Raw genomic sequence first — 19670 nt, forward strand, 5'->3', positions numbered from 1 at the left:
TCATCTCACCTGGGACAACGCCGAGTTGCGAAACGACAACGACGAAGGCGTTCGATCAGGGGCAGCCAAGGGTCGAACAGGGGACGGCAACCAGGAGACGACCAGGGGCCGTTCAGGGAATGACGACCACCGGTCGCTGCGCACGCTTCGCGAGCCGCCCGGCCACGGAGCCGAAGATGCGTCCGACGATGCCGTGGGTCGATCCGACGACGATCGCGTCCGCCTCGTACTCCCGCCCCACCTCTTCGAGTTCGTGGCAGATGTCTCCGCCGCGCTCGACGAGGATCCAGGGGACCTCGGCCAGATACTCCGCACAGGCGAGTTCCAGGCCGAGCACCTCGGTGCGGTGATCGGGGACGTCGACGAAGACCGGGGGCTCGCAGCCCGCCCACACCGTGGTGGGCAGCCGGTTGGCGACATGGACGATGATCAGGCCCGAGCCGGAGCGGCAGGCCATCCCGATCGCGTACGCGAGGGCGCGCTCGCTCGATGTCGATCCGTCGAAGCCGACGACGACGCCGTGCTTGAAGGCGGGATCGCAGGACTGACGTGGTTCTTCCGCCGCCAAGGGCTCGGCCGCCGTGGGATCGGCGACGGGGCGCTTGCGGTCCGCGGGTTCGAATTCGTGACCGGCCATGAGTGTCTCGGCGTTCGGATCCTCGTGGGTGGGACGACAGGTGCTACGGAGCTGTGTCCGGGAATCATCTTCCCAACCCCATACCCCCAAGGGTACGGCGGCACGCCTCCTCTGCCCAGATCCCGCTCTCGCCGCGGGAGGGTTCCCCGGAGCATGCACGAGAGCACGCCCGTAACGCAATGGTTGCTGCCCCGTACAGGCGGTTTGCACAGCGTTCACCCAGGCAGGAGGCCCCGGGCAGGTATAGGGGACGCCAGGTCGGCCGGGCCCGCTTCTTCAGGCCCTTCATTCAGGCACGCGGGAAGCGGGGCCACCCCTTCAGGCACGCGGGAACGGTGGCGCCCCGTAAGGGGCGCGGGGAACTGCGCGACCAGCCCCCACCCACCCGCGGACAACGCACAGCCCCGACACCGCATCCAGAATTTCCAGCGGCACCCCCGGGAAACTCCCCGTGACCGGCGGCTCGAACACGCGTTGAACCCCCGTAAGCCACCGCCCCAGGGAGCCCCACCGTGTCCGGACAACCCTCGACCGCGCCCCAGCCCCCCTCCAGGACACCCGCCGCCCGAGCCACCACCCAGGACACGGCGAGCGACGTGGTCCGCTGGGCGGCCTTCAGCTGCGTCCTGGTTCCGGTCGTCCTCGTCGGGTACGGGACCTCTCTGGCGGGCGCGGCCGGCACGGCCCTCGGCCTGGCCGCGGTGACGGGGGCGTGCCGGGTGCTGCTGCGCCGGTCCGAGCGGGGCGCGGCACGGCTGCGCACGGAGGAGCCGGCAGCGCACCATGTGTCCCGCGGCGAGGAGCCGGCGCCGCATCATGTGCCCCGCGGCAGGGTAGGCGCGGGAGCACACCGGGGCGGTCGGCATGCCGGTGGAAATACGCCGGTTGACTGACCGGTTTCCGCGCACGAGCCCGTTGCTTTTCAGCCAACTTCTGGACACCGCCCACCCCTTGGCCGACCAGGCCCCCAACCCCCGTTCGACCTGCACTGAAAGGGTCCAGTAGGGTGCCCGCACCCTACTGGGACCGGCCACGCGGGGCAGGCGCACTTCCCTGTACGGCCCACGAGTGCAACGCTTCGTGATCGAATGCTTCACGCCAAGTTGCCATGTCGACAATCTGCCGAGTGCTGAACTGGCCACCTCGGCACCACGGGACACAGTAGATTCGATCTTGACGTCTTACGGCGGGGGACTCGTGCAGGACCGAGGGGAAACGTGCAGGAGCGACACAACCGAGGAGCCGCGACCACCGAGGGGGGCTTAGCAGTATGAGCCACGACTCCACTGCCGCGCCGGAAGCCGCGGCCCGGAAACTTTCCGGGCGACGCCGCAAGGAGATCGTCGCGGTGCTGCTGTTCAGCGGCGGCCCCATCTTCGAGAGTTCCATACCGCTTTCGGTGTTCGGGATTGACCGCCAGGACGCCGGCGTGCCGCGCTACCGACTACTGGTGTGCGCAGGCGAGGAAGGCCCACTGCGGACCACAGGAGGCCTGGAACTCACCGCGCCCAATGGGCTGGAGGCGATCTCCCGGGCAGGCACGGTCGTCGTGCCGGCCTGGCGGTCGATCACCTCACCACCACCGGAGGAGGCGCTCGACGCACTGCGCCGGGCCCATGAGGAGGGTGCCCGCATAGTCGGGCTGTGCACCGGCGCCTTCGTACTCGCGGCGGCCGGACTGCTGGACGGCCGTCCGGCGACGACACACTGGATGTACGCGCCGACGCTGGCCAAGCGCTATCCGTCGGTGCACGTCGATCCCCGCGAGCTGTTCGTGGACGACGGCGACGTACTCACGTCGGCGGGCACGGCGGCCGGGATCGATCTCTGCCTGCACATAGTGCGGACGGACCACGGGAACGAGGCGGCCGGAGCACTGGCCCGCCGTCTGGTGGTCCCCCCGCGCCGATCGGGCGGCCAGGAGCGCTACCTCGATCGGTCTTTACCAGAGGAGATCGGCGCCGACCCCCTCGCGGAGGTCGTCGCCTGGGCGCTGGAGCACCTCCACGAACAGTTCGACGTGGAGACGCTGGCGGCACGCGCGTACATGAGCAGGCGTACGTTCGACCGCCGGTTCCGCTCGCTCACCGGGAGCGCTCCCCTGCAGTGGCTGATCACACAGCGGGTGCTCCAGGCGCAGCGGCTCCTGGAGACGTCCGACTACTCGGTGGACGAGGTGGCGGGCCGTTGCGGCTTCCGCTCCCCGGTGGCCCTGCGCGGCCATTTCCGCCGGCAGCTCGGCTCGTCCCCCGCCGCGTACCGGGCCGCCTACCGGGCCCGTCGTCCGCAGGGCGAGAGGCAGTCGGACTCGGACGGTTCCGGCGCGCCACCACCGCCACCTGTGCCGCAGGAGGCACCCGTGCCGCTGCAGACCCGGCGTACGGCGGCCGCGCACGCGGTCGGCCCGGCGACGTCGTCCCTCTCCACCGAGGGACGGGCCGGCGCCGAGATGTACGCGGGAGGCCGGGCGAGCCTGCCCGGCCAGCGGAGCGCGCCCTAGCCGCGACCGTGTCGGAGCGTTGCGCGCCGGCCCCGGACCGTTGTGGTCCGGGGCCGGCGCGGTTTTTGTCCGTCGTCGGTGCCGACATCGGTGCCGACTGCCGAGGTCCCGGGCCTGCCGGGGCACGGGAGCGGGCCGTAGGGTGAGGCCATGAACGATCGCATGGTGTGGATCGACTGCGAGATGACCGGTCTCTCGCTGTCGGACGACGCGCTCATCGAGGTGGCCGCGCTGGTGACCGACTCTGAGCTGAACGTACTCGGCGAGGGGGTGGACATCGTGATCCGCCCGCCGGACGCCTCGCTGGAGACGATGCCGGACGTGGTGCGCCAGATGCACACGTCCTCCGGCCTCCTCTCCGAGCTGGCCGGTGGCACGACCCTGGCGGACGCGGAGGCGCAGGTCCTCGCCTATATCCGCGAGCACGTCAAGGAACCGGGCAAGGCCCCGCTGTGCGGGAACTCGGTCGGCACGGACCGCGGCTTCCTCCTCCGTGACATGGCGACCCTTGAGGAGTACCTCCACTACCGCATCGTGGACGTCTCCTCCGTCAAGGAGCTGGCCCGCCGCTGGTACCCCCGGGCGTACTTCAACAGCCCGGAGAAGAACGGCAACCACCGCGCGCTCGCCGACATCCGCGAATCCATCGCGGAGCTCCGCTACTACCGCGAGGCGATCTTCGTCCCGCAGCCCGGCCCCGACTCGGACACGGCCCGCAGCATCGCCTCGAAACACGTCCTGCCTGCGGGCTAGCCCCCACCGAAACACGGGCGCGAGCACCCCTTCGGACCCTGTACACTTTTTCTCGGCCGGTCGGTGAACCACTTGGAGAACCAACCCGGTCATGGTGGGTGTAGCTCAGCTGGTAGAGCACCTGGTTGTGGTCCAGGATGCCGCGGGTTCAAGTCCCGTCACTCACCCTGAAGGTCCTGAGGGCCGGTCCGCGAAAGCGGACCGGCCCTCAGGCGTTTCCCGCACCACTCGGCACCGCTCGGCGCCACCCGGCATGACTCGGCCACCGGACTGATCGGATTCCCCGGTGGTACTGGACTGCCCCTCCCGCACCCCGCCAGAGTTACGGGCATGCTGGAGGCAGTCGTCGGGGTGGTCGGGGTCGTTGTCGGGGTGGCGGGGGTGGTCACGAGCTATGCCGGGCATCGGCACTCCGTGCGGGAGGCGGCGCGGGTGTCGGCCATGGCCCGGGAGGTCGAGGAGCGGGAGCGGGAACTCGCGAGGGAGGCCGAGCGGCGGGCTGAGGTGGTCCAGGCCTCCCTGGTCCAGGTGGTGATGAGGAGCCGGCCGTCGCCGCTGGCCGCGCAGTGGGTCGGCTGGAGTCTTCAGGCGACGAACGGGAGCGACCAGCCCGTCAGGGACGTCGCTCTGCACTACGACGGCCTGCCCCTCCCAACGAGCCTCACCGGCGGGCTGCTGCACGCCGGCGAGAGCGTCAGCGCCCTGCTGCCCACGAGCGACAACACGAGCCCCGGCCCCGCCCATCCCTCCCAACCCGCCCTCGGTGTCGTGGAGTTCACGGACTCGGCGGGAGTCCGGTGGCGGCGGTCCGCCACGGGAATGCTGGAACAGCGCTACGGGAGCGGGAGTTGGGACACCCGGCCCCCGCGAGTGGCTCCCTATCAACCACCCCCGGCGCAGACGGGAGCGTACGGACGTCCGTCCCCTGCCGGCCCTCCGGGCGCGGGCGCGACCCAGCAACCGCCACAGCGACAACCGCAGCTGACGCCACAGACCCGGCCACAGCTGCGCCGTCGGTCCCGGGAGTCGCTGCCTCGGTCGGTGTCCGCCGCGATGGTGCTGGTCGGCGCGGGCCTGATCGCCTGGGCGGTGTGGTCCCTCACCCGGTAGGGCACCACCCGAAGACTGCGCCCCTACGAAGAAGCCCGCTCCACCAGTTCCGTAGGCAGAACCAGTTGTCGCCTCTCCAGGCCGCGGGACACCGCCGGGCGGCGGTCCGCGATCTCGTCGATCAGGAGGCCGAGCATCGCGCGGCCCATGTCCTCGATCGGCTGACGGACGCTCGTCAGGGGCGGGTCCATGTGGCGGGCGATGGCCGAGTCGTCGTAGCCGACGAGGGCCACGTCGTCGGGTATGCGGCGGCCCGCCTCGCGCAGGACCTGGCGGGCGCCGGCCGCCATCACGTCGGAGCCGGCGAAGACCGCGTCCAGGGTCGGGCAGACGGAGAGCAGCTCCTTCATCGCCCTGCGGCCGCCCTCCTCCGTGAAGTCGCCGGGGACGATGAGGCGGTCGTCGACCTCGCGCCCCGCCTCGCGCAGTGCCTCGCGGTAGCCGTCGACGCGGCGCTGGGCACCGAACACGTCGAGGCGTCCCGCCAGGTGGGCTATGGTCTGCCGGCCCTGGGCGATCAGGTGTTCCACGGCGAAACGGCCGCCGCCGAAGTTGTCCGAGTCCACCGACGGCAGCGTCTCGTCGGCCGAGCGGCGGCCGCTGATCACCGCCGGGATCTCCAGCTGGGCCAGCAGGTCGGGCAGCGGGTCGTCCGCGTGGACCGAGACCAGCAGGACCCCGTCCACCCGGTGCGCCGCCAGGTACTGGGCCAGCCGGCGCCGCTCCCGGTCGCTGCCCGCGAAGATCAGCAGGAGCTGCAGCTCGGTGTCGGAGAGCGCGGCGCCCACTCCGCGCAGCATGTCGGAGAAGTACGGCTCGGCGAAGAAGCGGGTCTCGGGCTCGGGGACGACCAGGGCGATCGCGTCCGTACGGTTGGCGGCGAGGGCACGGGCCGCCGTGTTGGGCACGTACCCCAGCTCGGCGACCGCCGCCTCTACGGCCGCGCGGGTGGCGTCGCTGACTCGCGGGGAGCCGTTGATCACGCGGGAGACCGTGCCGCGGCCCACACCGGCGCGTGCGGCGACCTCTTCGAGGGTCGGCCGTCCGCCGCTCCGGCTACGCGCTCCGTGGACTGCCATGGTCCGCCTCCCGTCCGGCACGGCTCTCGCCGCGCTTGGCCTGGAATGTAACAGTCGTGATCGGAACCGGGCTCCCGGAGTCGGGGCCTCCGCCCTCCGGCCGCACTGCCCGGCACCCGGCTCTTACTCCCCCGGCGCCCCGACCGGCACCCCGGTCGTACTCCCCGGTGCCCCGGCCGACACCCGGCCCGTACTCCCCCCGACGTCCCGGCCGACACCCCGGTCGTACTCCCCCGGTGTCCCAGCCGACACCCGGCCCGTACTCCCCCGGCGCCCCGGCCGACACCCGCCCCGCACTTCCCCAACGTCCCGGCCGACACCCCGGTCGCACTCCCCGGTGCCCCGACCGGCACCCCATCCGTACTCGCTCAGCACCCGACCGCACCTCCCCGGCACTCGGCCGCGCCACCCGCCCGGCGCCCGGAACGTCTCCCCAGGGGGCCACCCGGGAGGCCACCGGAGGCCTCCCCGGAGCCGCCCGGGAGCCGCCCCAAAGCCTCGCCACCTCCCCGCCACCTCCCCGCCACGCCCGGAACGCACCCGCGCCCCGCCCGCGACCCGCCCTCGACAAAGCCACTCCGAGGCCGATCCGGAGCCTTCCCGAGGCCGTGCCGAAACCGTCGGAGACCTACTCTCCGGACCCCAACCGCCGTTAGCTAACAGCCCGATAACTGAAGACATATCTCTATGCCCTCTCCCTTGACACCCCCGCGCCGAGCGACGAACCTTCAACACATCACCTGTGGGAGCGCTCCCACAGTACCTGACACATACACATCCCGCACGTTCCCCGCCCGAGCCGCAGCGTGAACTAACGGGCCCAACAATGCAGTTGGCCGGGGGGTCGGCACGTCAGGCAACAGGAGGACGCAATGCGCACGAGTACCCGCGGGTCCCGCAGGCTGATGGCCCTCGCGGCCGTCGCCGCGCTGACGACGGGGCTGCTTGCCGGCTGCGCCGAGGACTCGGACGACGGCTCGTCGAACTCGGACGGCGGTAGCGGCGGAGGCAAGACCACGCTGACCATCGGCACCTTCGGTGTCTTCGGCTACAAGCAGGCCGGTCTCTACGACGAGTACATGAAGAAGAACCCGGACATCACCATCAAGGAGAACGTCACGACCCGTACCGACGTGTACTGGCCGAAGACGCTCACCCGGCTGCAGGCCGGTTCCGGTACCGACGACATCCAGGCGATCGAGATCGGCAACATCGCCGAGGCGGTCCAGACGCAGGCCGGCAAGTTCGTCGACCTCGGCAAGGACGTCGACAAGTCCCAGTGGCTGGACTGGAAGACGGCGCAGGCCACCACCAAGGACGGCAAGACCATCGGGCTCGGCACCGACATCGGCCCGATGGCGGTCTGCTACCGAAAGGACCTCTTCGAGGCGGCGGGTCTCGAGACGGACCGCACCAAGCTCGCCGAGCAGTGGAAGGGCGACTGGTCCAAGTACGTCGACGTCGGGAAGGAGTACATGAAGAAGGCGCCGAAGGGCACCAAGTTCGTGGACTCCGCCTCCTCGGTCTACAACGCGGCACTCGGTGGCGAGGAACAGCGCTACTACGACGAGGACGGCAACGTCATCTGGGACAAGTCCACGGGCGTGAAGAAGGCCTGGGAAGCCTCGATGGAGGTGGCGACCAGTGACATGTCGGCGAAGCTGAAGCAGTTCGACAAGCCGTGGGACCAGGCCTTCGCCAACGCCAAGTTCGCGACGGTGGCGTGCCCCGCCTGGATGATCGGCTACATCCAGGAGAAGTCCGGTGAGGCCGGCAAGGGCAAGTGGGACATCGCGGCGGCACCCACCGCGGCCAACTGGGGTGGTGCGTTCGTCGGTGTGCCCACGGCGGGCAAGCACCAGAAGGAGGCCATCGCGCTGGCGAAGTGGCTGACCGCCCCCGAGCAGCAGGCGAAGGTCTTCGCCAAGCAGGCGAGCTTCCCGTCGATCCCGGCGGCGTACCCGAGTCTGAAGCCGCAGGCCGCCACGACGGCGTTCTTCTCGGACGCGCCGATCACGCAGATCTTCTCCGACTCGGCGAAGACCATCCCGACGCAGGTCTTCGGCGTCAAGGACCAGCCGATCGGCACCGCCATCACGGACATCGGCATCCTGCAGGTCGAGCAGAAGGGCAAGACCCCTGACCAGGGCTGGGACGCGGCCACCAAGGAGATCAAGGACGTGCTCGGCCAGTGACCAGCTCCAAGCAGGCTCTCGCGCAGTCCGCGTCGAGCGCCGACGCCGCGCCCGGCTCCCAGCCGGGCGCGGCGCGCCGTGCTCACGGTCGCGGTACACCGCCCCCGGGGCCCGACTCCTGGCGCAGCCGGCTGTACCGCTGGGACATGAAGGCGTCGCCGTACGCGTTCATCGCCCCCTTCTTCATCTTCTTCGGCGCCTTCGGGCTCATCCCGCTGCTGTACACGGCCTGGTACTCGCTGCACAACGTGCAGCTGTCCAACCTGGACCAGCAGACCTGGGCGGGCCTGGACAACTACCAGAACCTGATCTCCTCGGACTTCTTCTGGACCGCACTGAAGAACACCTTCACCATCGGTGTCATCTCGACCGTGCCGCAGCTGATCATGGCGATCGGCATCGCGCACCTGCTCAACTACAAGCTGCGCGGCTCCACCGTGTGGCGGGTCGTGATGCTCACCCCGTACGCCACCTCGGTGGCGGCGGCGACCCTGGTGTTCGTGCTGCTGTACTCCTGGGACGGCGGCATGATCAACTGGCTGCTGGGCTTCGTCGGGGTCGACCCGGTCAACTGGCGTGAGTCGACGTGGGGTTCGCAGTTCGCCGTCTCCTCGATCGTGATCTGGCGGTGGACCGGCTACAACGCCCTGATCTACCTCGCGGCGATGCAGGCGATCCCCTCCGACCTGTACGAGTCCGCGGCCCTGGACGGCGCCGGCCGCTGGCAGCAGTTCCGCCATGTGACGATCCCGATGCTGCGGCCGACGATCCTGTTCACGGTGGTCGTCTCCACGATCGGCGCGACGCAGCTGTTCGGTGAACCGCTCCTGTTCGGCGGGGCCAGCGGCTCCAAGGGCGGCTCCGAGCACCAGTACCAGACGCTCGGCCTGTACATGTACGACCAGGGCTGGATCATCGGCAACCTCGGCAAGGCGTCCGCGATCGCCTGGACGATGTTCCTGATCCTGCTGATCGTGGCCGCGATCAACCTGCTGATCACCCGACGGCTGAGGAAGTCCCAATGACCACTTCAGAACTGACGCCTCCTCAGGCAAAGGTCGACGCGGCGGGGAAGAGCGGCCCGGACGGCACCGGGCGCCGCCGGCTGCTCGGCGCGGGCAAGCAACTGCACGCGGGGCCCCTCACATACATCGTCCTGGCCGTCTTCGCCCTCGTCTCGCTGGCGCCGCTGCTGTGGACGGTGGTCGCGGCCTCGCGCACCAACCAGCGGCTCTCCGAGACTCCACCGCCGCTGTGGGTCGGCGGGAACCTGTTCAAGAACCTGGAGACCGCGTGGGAGGAGGCGGGCCTCGGCACCGCGATGCTCAACAGCACGATCGTCGCCTCGACCATCACCGTCGGTACGGTCCTGTTCTCCACGCTCGCCGGGTTCGCCTTCGCCAAGCTGCGGTTCAAGTTCTCCAACGTCCTGCTGCTGCTGACCATCGGCACGATGATGATCCCGCCGCAACTGGCGGTCGTACCGCTGTACTTGTGGATGAGCGAGCTGGGCTGGTCCAACCAGCTGCAGACGGTCGTCCTGCCCACCCTGGTCAGTGCGTTCGGTACGTTCTTCATGCGGCAGTACCTGGTACAGGCGCTGCCCAGTGAGCTGATCGAGGCGGCGCGGGTGGACGGCGCGAGCAGTCTGCGCGTCGTGTGGCACGTGGTCTTCCCGGCGGCGCGGCCGGCGATGGCCGTGCTCGGGCTGCTGACGTTCGTGATGGCCTGGAACGACTTCCTGTGGCCGATCATCGCGCTCAACCAGCAGAACCCCACCGTGCAGGTCGCCCTCAACTCGCTCGGCACCGGCTACGTACCCGACCAGGCGGTGATCATGGCGGGCGCGCTCCTCGGCACCCTGCCGCTGCTCATCGCCTTCCTGCTGTTCGGCAGGCAGATCGTGGGCGGGATCATGCAGGGCGCGATCAAGGGCTGACCCGCCGCGCCCCGGACGAAGGGGCCGAGCCGCCGCTGCCTCGGCCCCTGCTCCTCCCCCCTCCGACCCCATATCCCTGGTCTCCTACGACCATTCCTCCCATGGGAGCGCTTCCATGTCTGAGCCCGCAACGCCCGTGACCTTCCCGCCCGCCTTTCTCTGGGGCGCGGCCACCTCCGCGTACCAGATCGAGGGGGCGGTGCGGGAGGACGGCCGTACGCCCTCGATCTGGGACACCTTCAGCCACACGCCCGGCAAGACGGCCGGCGGCGAGAACGGCGACATCGCCAACGACCACTACCACCTGTACCGCGACGACGTGGCGCTCATGGCGGAGCTGGGCCTGACCGCGTACCGCTTCTCGGTGTCCTGGTCCCGGGTGCAGCCGACGGGCCGCGGTCCCGCCGTCCAGCGCGGCCTGGACTTCTACCGCCGTCTGGTCGACGAGCTGCTCTCCCACAACATCAAGCCCGCGATCACCCTCTACCACTGGGACCTCCCCCAGGAGCTGGAGGACGCGGGCGGCTGGCCCGAGCGCGACACTGCGCTGCGGTTCGCCGAGTACGCGCAGATCGTGGGCGAGGCGCTGGGCGACCGTGTCGAGCAGTGGATCACGCTCAACGAGCCCTGGTGCAGCGCGTTCCTGGGCTACGGATCAGGGGTGCACGCTCCTGGCCGTACGGATCCGGAGGCGTCCCTGCGTGCCGCGCACCACCTCAACCTGGCGCACGGGCTCGGGACTTCGGCGCTGCGCACGGCGATGCCGGCCCGCAACAGCATCGCGGTGAGTCTCAACTCCTCGGTGGTCAGGCCGCGTTCGCAGGACCCGGCGGACCTGGTGGCGGTCCGGCGCATCGACGACCTGGCCAACGGCATCTTCCACGGCCCGATGCTGCACGGCGCGTACCCGGCGACCCTGCTGGCCGACACGTCGTCGATCACGGACTGGTCGTACGTCCTGGACGGTGATCTCGCGCTGATCAACCAGCCGTTGGACGCGCTCGGCCTCAACTACTACACGCCGACGCTGGTCGGCGCCGCCGAGACCGCCCCGGACGGCCCGCGCGCCGACGGCCACGGGGCGAGCGACCACTCGCCGTGGCCGGGCGCGGACGACGTGATGTTCCATCAGACCCCGGGCGAGCGTACGGAGATGGGCTGGACCATCGACCCGACGGGCCTGCACGAGCTGATCATGCGCTACACGACGGAGGCCCCCGGGCTCCCCCTCTACATCACCGAGAACGGCGCCGCGTACGACGACAAGCCGGACCCCGACGGCCGCGTCCACGATCCGGAGCGCATCGCCTACCTCCACGGCCATCTGTCGGCCGTACGCCGGGCGATCACCGACGGCGCGGACGTCCGCGGCTACTACCTGTGGTCCCTCATGGACAACTTCGAGTGGGCGTACGGCTACGACAAGCGCTTCGGCGCGGTGTACGTGGACTACGCGACCCAGGCCCGCACACCGAAGTCGAGCGCCCTCTGGTACGGCGAGGCGGCCCGGACCGGTGCGCTGCCTCCGGTGAACCCGACCGAATAACCCCTCCCCCAGGGGGGACACGGGCGGAACGGGGAACGGGGCGCGGCACTGTGAGGGGAGTGCCGCGCCCCTCCGTGAACCCCGGCCGGGTGGGGGGAAGGCCGGCCGGGGCGCATGACCCCCGTGCGGAGATGGCTGCTCGGGCTTTGGTTGAGCTTCCTGCGGGGCTGTTCGTCGGGCTACTTGTAGGCGGCGAAGGCCTTCGAGAAGGCGTGCGGGTCCTGGAGGATCGAGCTGCAGGTCGCGTCGGCGGAGGGCTTGGTACCGCCGGGGCACTGCTTGTCGCGGGTGGCGGACCACATGGAGAGCCAGCCGATCCCCTTCGACCTGGCGAAGTCCACGAGCTGGGTGGCGTCGTCGACCTTGAAGATCTCCGTCACCACGTCGTTGACACCGATCATCGGGGTGACGGCGAGGGCCTTCCAGGCCGCGGACTCGGGCAGGCCCAGAACTCCCTTGATCTGCGCCTGCGTAGCCGTCGCGGCCTGTTCGGCGTAGGTGCCCATGTCGCCGCTGTACGCCGGGCCGTAGTCCATCGCCATGATGTTGACCGTGTCGATGCCGACGCCGTTCGACTTGGCGTCGGCGAGCAGGTTCACGCCGTCCTGGGTGAGCCCCTCCGGCATGACGGGGAGGGTGAACGAGACGTCCAGGTCGGGGTGTTGGGCCTGGAGCTTGGCTATCGCCTTCGCCCGGCGGGTGTTCGCCGCCGTGTCGGGGAGCGCGCCGCCCTCGACATCGAAGTCGACCTTCGTCAGCTTGTACGCGTCCACCACCTTCTCGTACGCAGCCGCGAGGGCGTCCGCCGAGGAGCAGTTCAGGGCCAGTTCCGAGCCGGCCGCGCCACCGAAGGAGACGCGGACGTCGCCGCCCTTGGCGCGCAGGGCGCCGATCTGCGCGGCGACCGCGTCGGTGCCGAGGTCCGTCACGCCGCCCCACTTGGGGGTGCAGCCGCCGCCGTCCGTGACGAAGGCGAGGTTGTAGTCCTTCACACCGGTGGCCGTCGCGGAGGCGACCAGGTCGAAGGCGGGATAGAGGGAGGTGTCGACGTAGGGCGCGAAGCCGGCGGTGGCCGCGGTGCCGCCTTCGGTGGTCTCGGAGGGCACGGAGGGCGAGGCGGTGGGGGTCGAGGTGGGGCGCTCGGAAGGGGTTGCCGTGGAAGTGGGGGTGGGGGTGGGGGTGGGTGTCGCGGTTTCCGTCGGGCGGCCGGTCGGTTCCGGTGTCGCCCCGTCGTCCACCGAGCACTTGGCGTCGTCGATGAGACAGCCGGTGGGGGCGCCGGAGCCGTTCACCACGAAGCCGACCGTCACCGACTCACCCTTGGCCAGCCCGTCCTTGTCCCAGGCGGGCGGCTTCACGGTGACGTGCCGGCCGCTCACACTCGACTCGCCGTTCCACAGGGAACTCAACTCGGCCCCGGACGGCAGATCGAACTCCAGCGTCCAGTCCGGCTTCGCCGCGCCGCTGTCGTTGGTGACGACGTACTGCGCGGTGTAGCCGGTCGACCAGTCGCTGGTCCTGGTGTAGGCGGCACCGACGCCGGCCGCCTGCGCCGTACCGGAGAACACGAGGGCCCCACCGCCGACCACGGCCGCCGCGACCACGCCTCCGATCGCCTTGTTCCTGCCACTGACCGTGTGCCGGTGCGTGCTCATCGCGTGCCTGCCTTCAAGGGGGGTGGGGTGCGGCAGCACGCTAGCGAGCCGGAAACGGGCAAACGGCCTGATCCGGACGGGGGTCGGGGATCTTAGGGTGCGCTTAAGGAAGGGATCGGGACCGGTTAAAGGTCGAGACCAATTTGGCCGACCGGCCTCGGCGCACCGAGCCCCGGTGACCTCGCCGCTCCGGCTCCCGGCCGTCCAGCTGGATCCAGATCCGTACCTCGGTCCCGCCCAGGACGGAGCGCCCGATCCGTACGTCCCCGCCCGTCGACTCCGCGAGCCGGCTCACGATGTCGAGCCCGAGCCCGGTCGAGCCGTCGCTGCCCGATCCGCCGCCCCGCGCCATCGCCGCCTCGGGGTCGGTGATGCCCGGGCCCGCGTCCGACACGAGCACGATGACGGCGTCCTCGCCGTTGTGCACGTCGACCGCGAAGGCCGTGCCCTCGGCGGTGTGCCGGAACACGTTCCCGAGCAGCGCGTCGAGCGCGGCCACCAGGTCGGCGCGGGCCACGGGTATCCGTACCGGCCGGTCGACCCCGGCCACCCGCACCTTGCGCCCCTCGTCCTCCGCGAGCGCCGACCAGAAGTCCATCCGCTCCCGGACGACCTCGGCCGCGTCGCACCCGGCGCCCACGCCTATCGCCGCGGTCTGCGGCTTGGCGTCCCGGGCGGTCCTGATGATCGTGTCGACCTCGCGCTCCAGCTGCGCGACGGCGGCCCGGGTCTGCTCGGCGGCGGGCCCGTCCCCCAGCGAGGCCGCGTTCAGCCGCAGCACCGTCAGCGGTGTACGCAGCCGGTGCGAGAGGTCGGCCGCCAACTCCCGCTCGTTCGCCAGGAGTTGGACGACCTGGTCGGCCATGGAGTTGAACGCGACTGCCGCGAGCCGCAGTTCGGTCGGCCCCTCCTCGGGCACCCGGGCGCCCAGCTTCCCCTCCCCCAGTTCGTGCGCGCTCTCCACCAGTCGCTGCGCGGGCTGCACCATCCGTACGCCGAGCCGGTCCGCCACCGCGACCGAGCCGACGATGAGAGCGATACCGACACCGGCGAGCACGGCCCACGCCGTGGCCACGCCGTTGGTGACCTCCGACTCGGGCACGTACACCTCGACGACGGCGATCTCGCCCGAGCTCAGCGCGACGGGCTGGAGCAGCGTGGAGCCGCCGGGGACCTCGGTGGTGGAGGCCCGGCCCAGCTTCCGGGTGGTGGCGATGTCCTTGCCGAGGGCGCGCTGCCGGCCGAGGTCGACCGCCTCCACGCCGTCGCTCGCGGGTATGTGGACGGCCATTCCCGCGTCCGAGCCCGCCGAGGCGACGACCTTCTCCAGCTGGTCCCGGTCGGTGGTGATGGAGAGGGCGGGGGCGATGGCCGCGGCCTCCCGCTCGGCGTTCGAGAACGCGCGGTCCCTTGCCATCTCCCTGATGACGAGCCCGAGCGGCACCGCGAAGGCCACCACGACCATGGTGGTCACCGCCACACAGACCTTGACCAGTGCCCATCTCATCGCGGCGGCTCCGCTTCCGACGGCCTGGGCGGCTCCAGCTTCACACCCACTCCGCGCAGGGTGTGCAGATAGCGCGGTCGGGCCGCCGTCTCGCCCAGCTTCCTTCGCAGCCAGGACAGATGGACGTCGATGGTCTGGTCGTCCCCGTACGACTGCTGCCACACCTCGGCGAGCAGTTCCTTGCGGGCCACGACGACCCCGGGCCGTCCTGCGAGGAAGGCCAGCAGGTCGAACTCGCGCCGGGTCAGATCGAGTCGTACGCCGTCCAGCTCGGCCTGGCGGCGCAGCGGGTCGATGGCCAGACCGCCGACGCGGATCTCCGGCGACGGCGGGGCCTCCCCGGCCGAGGACCGGGCGCGGCGCAGCACCGCCGCCATGCGTGCCGCCAGGTGCTCGACCGAGAACGGTTTGGTCAGGTAGTCGTCCGCGCCGTCGTTCAACAGCCGCACGATCTCCGTCTCGTCGTCCCGCGCGGTCGCGACGATCACGGGCACGTCGGTGATGCCGCGCAGCATCTTCAGCGCCTCCGACCCGTCCAGGTCGGGCAGGCCGAGATCCAGGATCACGACGTCGAAACGGAAATGGGCGACCTCGCGCAGCGCCTCAAGTGCCGTACCGACACTGCGCACGGTGTGCGCGGCCTCGGTCAGATGCCGGATGAGGGCCGAGCGTACGAACTGGTCGTCCTCGACCACGAGCACACTTGCCATGGCCCGCAACCTACGCCATAAGGGTTGGGCCGGTCCGGGGCCTGTGGATAACCGTCCGGGCAGCACCGGCAGGGGACATGTGTGGGGCGCGTGGGGCAGTATGGCCCGCGATGCGCAGAGGACTCGTACACGGCTTGGCTTGGTCGCTCGCCACGGGCGCGGCGGTCACGCTGTCGTGGTGGGGTGTCCACACGGTGATGGCGGGGACGGCGTACGATCCGCCGCGCGCGCTGCCGATCACGGGGGACGGGACGACCGCGCAGGGCGCGAAGCCGCTTGCCTCCTCGACGAGTCGGCCCGAGTCCGGGCCTGGAACCGAGTCCGGGCCGTCGAAGAGCCGCGCGCCGAGTGCGGGGCGTTCGCCCTCCGCCCCGGCTTCGTCCTCGCCGTCGCCCTCCCCCTCCTCCTCGCCCTCGAAGTCGGCCGGTGGCGCTGCTGGTACGGGTGCGGGTGCCTCGGGTGAGGTGAAGAGTTACGACACCGAGGGGGGCCGGGTCGTGTTCGACCTCGGCAAGTCGTATGCGTCGCTGGTGTCGGCGACGCCCGCGTCCGGGTGGTCGATGCAGGTGTGGAAGACGGAGACGTGGATTCGGGTGGAGTTCTCGGCGGGGGCGGATCGGGTTTCGGTGTTCTGTACGTGGCATGACTCCGCGCCGCGGGTTTCCATCAACGATTACTGAGTGATCTGCGGAGCTCGTTGTTCGTCTGCGGGTCCGATTGGGTTGCTCGCGCAGTTCCCCGCGCCCCTAAAAGACAAAGGCAAAGGCGGGCGCTTCCGCCGCCCCGAGCCAAAACAGTCAGCGGGCCATTCCTACCGGAACACCGACGGCGGGGGTGCCGGGGACGCTACCGCTGCCGCGTCCGTCACCGGGGTCGCCCCTCCTGTGAAGTCCCGTAGCGCCTTGCCGTGTTCGACTCTTGCCGGGTGGGGGTCGGAGGCGGCTCGGCGGGTCAGTTCGAGTACGGGGAGGGGGAGGGCCGAGGCGATCAGGACGGCGTTGCCGAAGCGTTTGCCGCGGAGGACCGTCGGGTCGGCGATGAGGGCGAGTTCGGGGAAGACACCGGCTGCGGTGGCGATCTGGCCGCGCAGGTGCGCGAGGGGCGGACCGTCGGCGAGGTTGGCGGCGTACAGGCCACCGGCGTTGACGACCCGGCGTACGTCGGTGAGGAACTCGCCCGAGGTCAGATGCGCGGGCGTCCGTGCCCCGCTGAACACGTCCGCGATGACCAGGTCCGCCCAGCCGTCCGGTACCTTGGCGAGCCCTTCGCGCGCGTCGACGGACCGTACGCGGATCCGGGCGTTCGGGTCCAACGGCAGTTCACGGCGGACCAGTTGGACGAGCGCCGCGTCCCGCTCGACGACCTGCTGGGTGGAGCGGGGCCGGGTGGCGGCCACGTACCGGGCGAGGGTGAAGGCGCCCCCGCCGAGGTGCACGACCTGTACGGGCTTGCCGGGCGGGGCGACGAGATCGATGACGTGACCGAGCCGGCGCTGGTACTCGAAGCTCAGGTACGAGGGGTCGTCGAGGTCGACATGCGACTGCGGGGCCCCGTCGATGAGCAGCGTCCAGGCGCGCCCCCGGTCCCGGTCGGGCATCAGCTCCGCAAGCCCCCCGTCCACACTCTCGACGACGGCAGAAGCAGCAACACGTCTGTCACCGCCCCGCCGATCATCCACCCGCTTGTTCTTTGCCCGCGCCATCCACCCATTATCGACGGCCCCGGACAGTCCGGCTCAACGACAGCAGACCCTCACTTTTAGGGGTGCGGGAACTGCTGCTTTTAGGGGCGCGGGGAACTGCGCGACCAGCCACGGACAGCCCGCAGACAACAAGAACCGCAAGCCAGACGAACCCCCCGCCCAAAATCAACGGCAGTTGTCCGCCGCCTCGATCAAGCGGGCCGCCTCCCCCAACGCGGCCCGCAGAACCGCAGGATCCGTCGCCAGGTCCGCCTCCCCAGGAGGCAACAGCCAGTCCGACCCCTCCACCGGCGGCTCAGGCGCCAGCCGAAGCCCCCGCCCGTCGGTCCGCGTACACGTACTGCCCGGGACGTCCCAGGCAGAAGCCGTCCCCGGCGGCACGAGAAATCCGAGCGTGTCGCAGCTGTCGTCATGCAGAACGGGGCCCACGGCCTCCGCCGACGCACCGCGCCGCAGGATGTCGACCGCCTCCAGCCCCTGCCGAGCGGGGACGGTCACGAGATCACAAGGATCGACGCTCTGCCTGCTCTCCATCCTGGCCTCCACCACGGAACCCCTCCTCGATCGGGCACACCGCATGGTTCAACGCCGTGCGGCGTCAACGGCTACGGCGAAACTCGGCCGCAAAGGATGGCAGTTCATGGCAGATCAGGGATGAGATATCCGTTTTGTAGCCAAACCCCGCGTGGTGGACTCGTCACAGCGGGTACGTTCGTGCCCGCTGGAAACACAGGTGCGGCCAGGTCGACAACATGATCAACTCGCCCTGCTTCCGGCATGGTTCGACGGTTCGTGAGAGAGGGCCCGGCCATGGCGTCGTCACCGATGACCTCGTCGTCCCAGTCACCCCGGCCGGCGCGGCCGAATCTCGTCTTCCGGCGGCTGCGCGGTCAGCGCTCGCCCGGCGAGTTCGCCGCGGCGGTGCGACGGGCCGCCCGGGAGATCGACGAGCAGGTCAGCTGCGACGCGCGCTACATCGGGCGGGTCGAGGCGGGGGAGATCCGGTGTCCCAACTACGCGTACGAGCGGGTGTTCCTGCACATGTTCCCCGGCCGGACGCTGACGGACCTGGGGTTCGTGCCCCGTTCGGCGGTACGCGGCCGGGGGGCGCGCACCTTCGAGGAGGCGCCCGACCCTCGCACCACGAGCCCGATGTACGCCCCGCATGAGACGGAAGGGGCGTACGAGCCGTATGACACCACGTACGGCACGCACGAACCGAACGACCGGTATGACCCGCACGAGATCGACGACCAGAACCACGAGGAGAGCGACGTGCAACGTCGCGCATTCATGAGCGGCGGTACCGCCACGGTGGCGGCCGCCTCACTGGGCCCCATAGGACTCGCGTTCAGCGGCGCCGCCGCGGCCGCGGACCGTTCCGTGCGCCGGGCAGGCGAGGCCGAGGCCGGTGCGCTGGAAGAGGCCGTACGCAAGATCCGGCTGCTGGACGACCGGCACGGCGCCGACGGGCTGTACCGCAGAGCGTCGGCTCCGCTGCGGGCCGCGTACGCCCTGCTGGACGCGGGCGCCGCACGGCAGGCGACCGCCGAGCGGCTGCACACGGGGGCCGGTGAACTGGCCATCTCCGTGGGGTGGCTGGCACACGACTCGGGGCGTTTCGAGGACGCGCGTTCGCACTACGCGGAGGCGCTCGCGACCGCCCGTGTGGCCGTGGACCCGGCCCTGGAAGCGCATGCCTTCTGCAACACGTCCTTCCTCGCGCGGGACGCGGGGCGGCCGCGCGAGGCGGTACGGGCTGCCCAGGCGGCCCAGTTCGCGGCGCGCCCGCTGGGCTCGGCGCGGCTCCTGTCGCTCCTCTCGCTGCGCGAGGCGGGCGGCTGGGCGGGGCTCGCCGACCGCAGGGGCTGCGAGCAGGCGCTGACCCGCGCGCAGGCGCTGTACGGGCGCGGCCCGTGCGACGCCGATCCGGAGTGGATGAGCTTCTACGGAGACGCCGAGTTGGCCGGTCTTGAGGCCCAGTGCTGGTCCACGCTGGGCGACTGGTCGCGCGCGGCCCATCAGGCACGGCGCGCGACGCGGCTCCAGGACCCGCACTTCACCCGCAACCTCGCGCTCTACACGGCCGAGCTGGCCGACGACCTGGCCCGCGCCGGGCACCCCGACGAGGCGGCGGCGGCCGGACTGCGCGTCCTGGACCTGCTGGACGAGGTCCAGTCGTCCCGCGTGCAGACGATGCTGGCGGGGACGGCCCGGGTACTGCTGCCGCACCGCCGCGCGTCGGGGGTGTCGGACTTCCTGGAGCGACACGGGGCGCTGCCGCGGCCTGCCTGAGCCGTTGCGCTGCGCCGGGGGGCGTTGTGATCTGCCTGCGGG

At 70.7% G+C, this 19670-nt stretch carries 17 protein-coding genes and 1 tRNA gene; 11 read left to right on the top strand and 7 right to left on the bottom strand.

The window, feature by feature from the left end; translation table 11 throughout:
• Positions 1 to 112: 112 nt before the first annotated feature.
• Complete coding sequence (locus ACFWXQ_RS17395) at positions 113 to 637, bottom strand: universal stress protein (protein WP_055616056.1); 525 nt, start codon at positions 635 to 637, stop codon at positions 113 to 115.
• 512 nt (positions 638 to 1149) lie between these two features.
• Here ACFWXQ_RS17395 and ACFWXQ_RS17400 point away from each other — a divergent pair.
• From ACFWXQ_RS17400 to ACFWXQ_RS17420, 5 genes are all read left to right on the top strand, one after another.
• Positions 1150 to 1530 (top strand): hypothetical protein, encoded by a 381-nt coding sequence (locus ACFWXQ_RS17400; RefSeq protein WP_383943201.1) that lies wholly within the window; start codon positions 1150 to 1152, stop codon positions 1528 to 1530.
• Positions 1531 to 1907: 377 nt separating this feature from the next.
• Positions 1908 to 3137, top strand: a complete 1230-nt coding sequence (locus tag ACFWXQ_RS17405; RefSeq protein ID WP_383943204.1) for a helix-turn-helix domain-containing protein — start codon at positions 1908 to 1910, stop codon at positions 3135 to 3137.
• Positions 3138 to 3287: 150 nt separating this feature from the next.
• Positions 3288 to 3890, top strand: coding sequence for an oligoribonuclease (orn, locus tag ACFWXQ_RS17410; RefSeq protein ID WP_383943207.1), 603 nt, complete (start codon positions 3288 to 3290; stop codon positions 3888 to 3890).
• 94 nt (positions 3891 to 3984) lie between these two features.
• Positions 3985 to 4057, top strand: a tRNA-His gene (locus ACFWXQ_RS17415).
• A gap of 163 nt (positions 4058 to 4220) precedes the next feature.
• Positions 4221 to 5000 carry a hypothetical protein gene (locus ACFWXQ_RS17420; RefSeq protein ID WP_383943210.1) on the top strand — a complete coding sequence of 260 codons (780 nt, stop codon included), beginning with the start codon at positions 4221 to 4223 and terminating at the stop codon, positions 4998 to 5000.
• 23 nt (positions 5001 to 5023) lie between these two features.
• On the opposite strand, the gene ACFWXQ_RS17425 is transcribed toward ACFWXQ_RS17420, so the two are convergent.
• A complete protein-coding gene (locus ACFWXQ_RS17425) occupies positions 5024 to 6079 on the bottom strand; it encodes a LacI family DNA-binding transcriptional regulator (protein ID WP_383943213.1) in 1056 nt (351 codons plus the stop codon).
• 872 nt (positions 6080 to 6951) lie between these two features.
• On the opposite strand from ACFWXQ_RS17425, the gene ACFWXQ_RS17430 reads away from it, so the two are divergent.
• From ACFWXQ_RS17430 to ACFWXQ_RS17445, 4 genes are all read left to right on the top strand, one after another.
• Positions 6952 to 8274 (top strand): ABC transporter substrate-binding protein, encoded by a 1323-nt coding sequence (locus ACFWXQ_RS17430; RefSeq protein ID WP_383943216.1) that lies wholly within the window; start codon positions 6952 to 6954, stop codon positions 8272 to 8274.
• Positions 8271 to 9299, top strand: a complete 1029-nt coding sequence (locus tag ACFWXQ_RS17435) for a carbohydrate ABC transporter permease (RefSeq protein ID WP_383943218.1) — start codon at positions 8271 to 8273, stop codon at positions 9297 to 9299. Before ACFWXQ_RS17430 ends, ACFWXQ_RS17435 begins: the two co-directional genes overlap by 4 nt.
• On the top strand, positions 9296 to 10213 hold the full coding sequence (locus tag ACFWXQ_RS17440; protein ID WP_383943220.1) for a carbohydrate ABC transporter permease: 918 nt from the start codon (positions 9296 to 9298) through the stop codon (positions 10211 to 10213). The genes ACFWXQ_RS17435 and ACFWXQ_RS17440 overlap by 4 nt, the downstream gene beginning before the upstream one ends.
• A 115-nt stretch (positions 10214 to 10328) precedes the next feature.
• Entirely contained in the window at positions 10329 to 11759 is a 1431-nt protein-coding gene (locus ACFWXQ_RS17445; protein ID WP_383943223.1) for a GH1 family beta-glucosidase, read from the top strand.
• Positions 11760 to 11938: 179 nt separating this feature from the next.
• Here the strand turns inward: ACFWXQ_RS17445 and ACFWXQ_RS17450 are convergent, their stop codons facing one another.
• The 3 genes from ACFWXQ_RS17450 to ACFWXQ_RS17460 form a co-directional block, all read right to left on the bottom strand.
• Entirely contained in the window at positions 11939 to 13414 is a 1476-nt protein-coding gene (locus ACFWXQ_RS17450) for a cellulose binding domain-containing protein (protein ID WP_383943226.1), read from the bottom strand.
• Between the two features lie 103 nt (positions 13415 to 13517).
• The gene (locus ACFWXQ_RS17455; RefSeq protein WP_383943229.1) at positions 13518 to 14921 is read right to left on the bottom strand and encodes a sensor histidine kinase; all 1404 of its coding nucleotides are present in this window, start codon (positions 14919 to 14921) and stop codon (positions 13518 to 13520) included.
• Positions 14918 to 15631: a response regulator transcription factor gene (locus tag ACFWXQ_RS17460; protein ID WP_383943232.1), complete on the bottom strand. Its 714-nt coding sequence runs from the start codon at positions 15629 to 15631 to the stop codon at positions 14918 to 14920. Before ACFWXQ_RS17460 ends, ACFWXQ_RS17455 begins: the two co-directional genes overlap by 4 nt.
• Positions 15632 to 15741: 110 nt before the next feature.
• On the opposite strand from ACFWXQ_RS17460, the gene ACFWXQ_RS17465 reads away from it, so the two are divergent.
• Positions 15742 to 16311, top strand: coding sequence for a hypothetical protein (locus ACFWXQ_RS17465; protein WP_383943235.1), 570 nt, complete (start codon positions 15742 to 15744; stop codon positions 16309 to 16311).
• Positions 16312 to 16442: 131 nt separating this feature from the next.
• On the opposite strand, the gene ACFWXQ_RS17470 is transcribed toward ACFWXQ_RS17465, so the two are convergent.
• Together ACFWXQ_RS17470 and ACFWXQ_RS17475 are read right to left on the bottom strand one after the other, a co-directional pair.
• Entirely contained in the window at positions 16443 to 17333 is an 891-nt protein-coding gene (locus tag ACFWXQ_RS17470) for a spermidine synthase (RefSeq protein ID WP_383943238.1), read from the bottom strand.
• 165 nt (positions 17334 to 17498) lie between these two features.
• Positions 17499 to 17867 (bottom strand): hypothetical protein, encoded by a 369-nt coding sequence (locus ACFWXQ_RS17475; protein WP_362077547.1) that lies wholly within the window; start codon positions 17865 to 17867, stop codon positions 17499 to 17501.
• A 276-nt stretch (positions 17868 to 18143) separates the two neighbouring features.
• Between ACFWXQ_RS17475 and ACFWXQ_RS17480 the strand changes: the two genes are divergently transcribed.
• Complete coding sequence (locus ACFWXQ_RS17480; protein ID WP_383943241.1) at positions 18144 to 19628, top strand: hypothetical protein; 1485 nt, start codon at positions 18144 to 18146, stop codon at positions 19626 to 19628.
• Positions 19629 to 19670 lie beyond the last annotated feature (42 nt).

Origin of the sequence: Streptomyces sp. NPDC058697, assembly GCF_042715345.1 — a bacterium.
Taxonomy (GTDB): domain Bacteria; phylum Actinomycetota; class Actinomycetes; order Streptomycetales; family Streptomycetaceae; genus Streptomyces; species Streptomyces liliifuscus.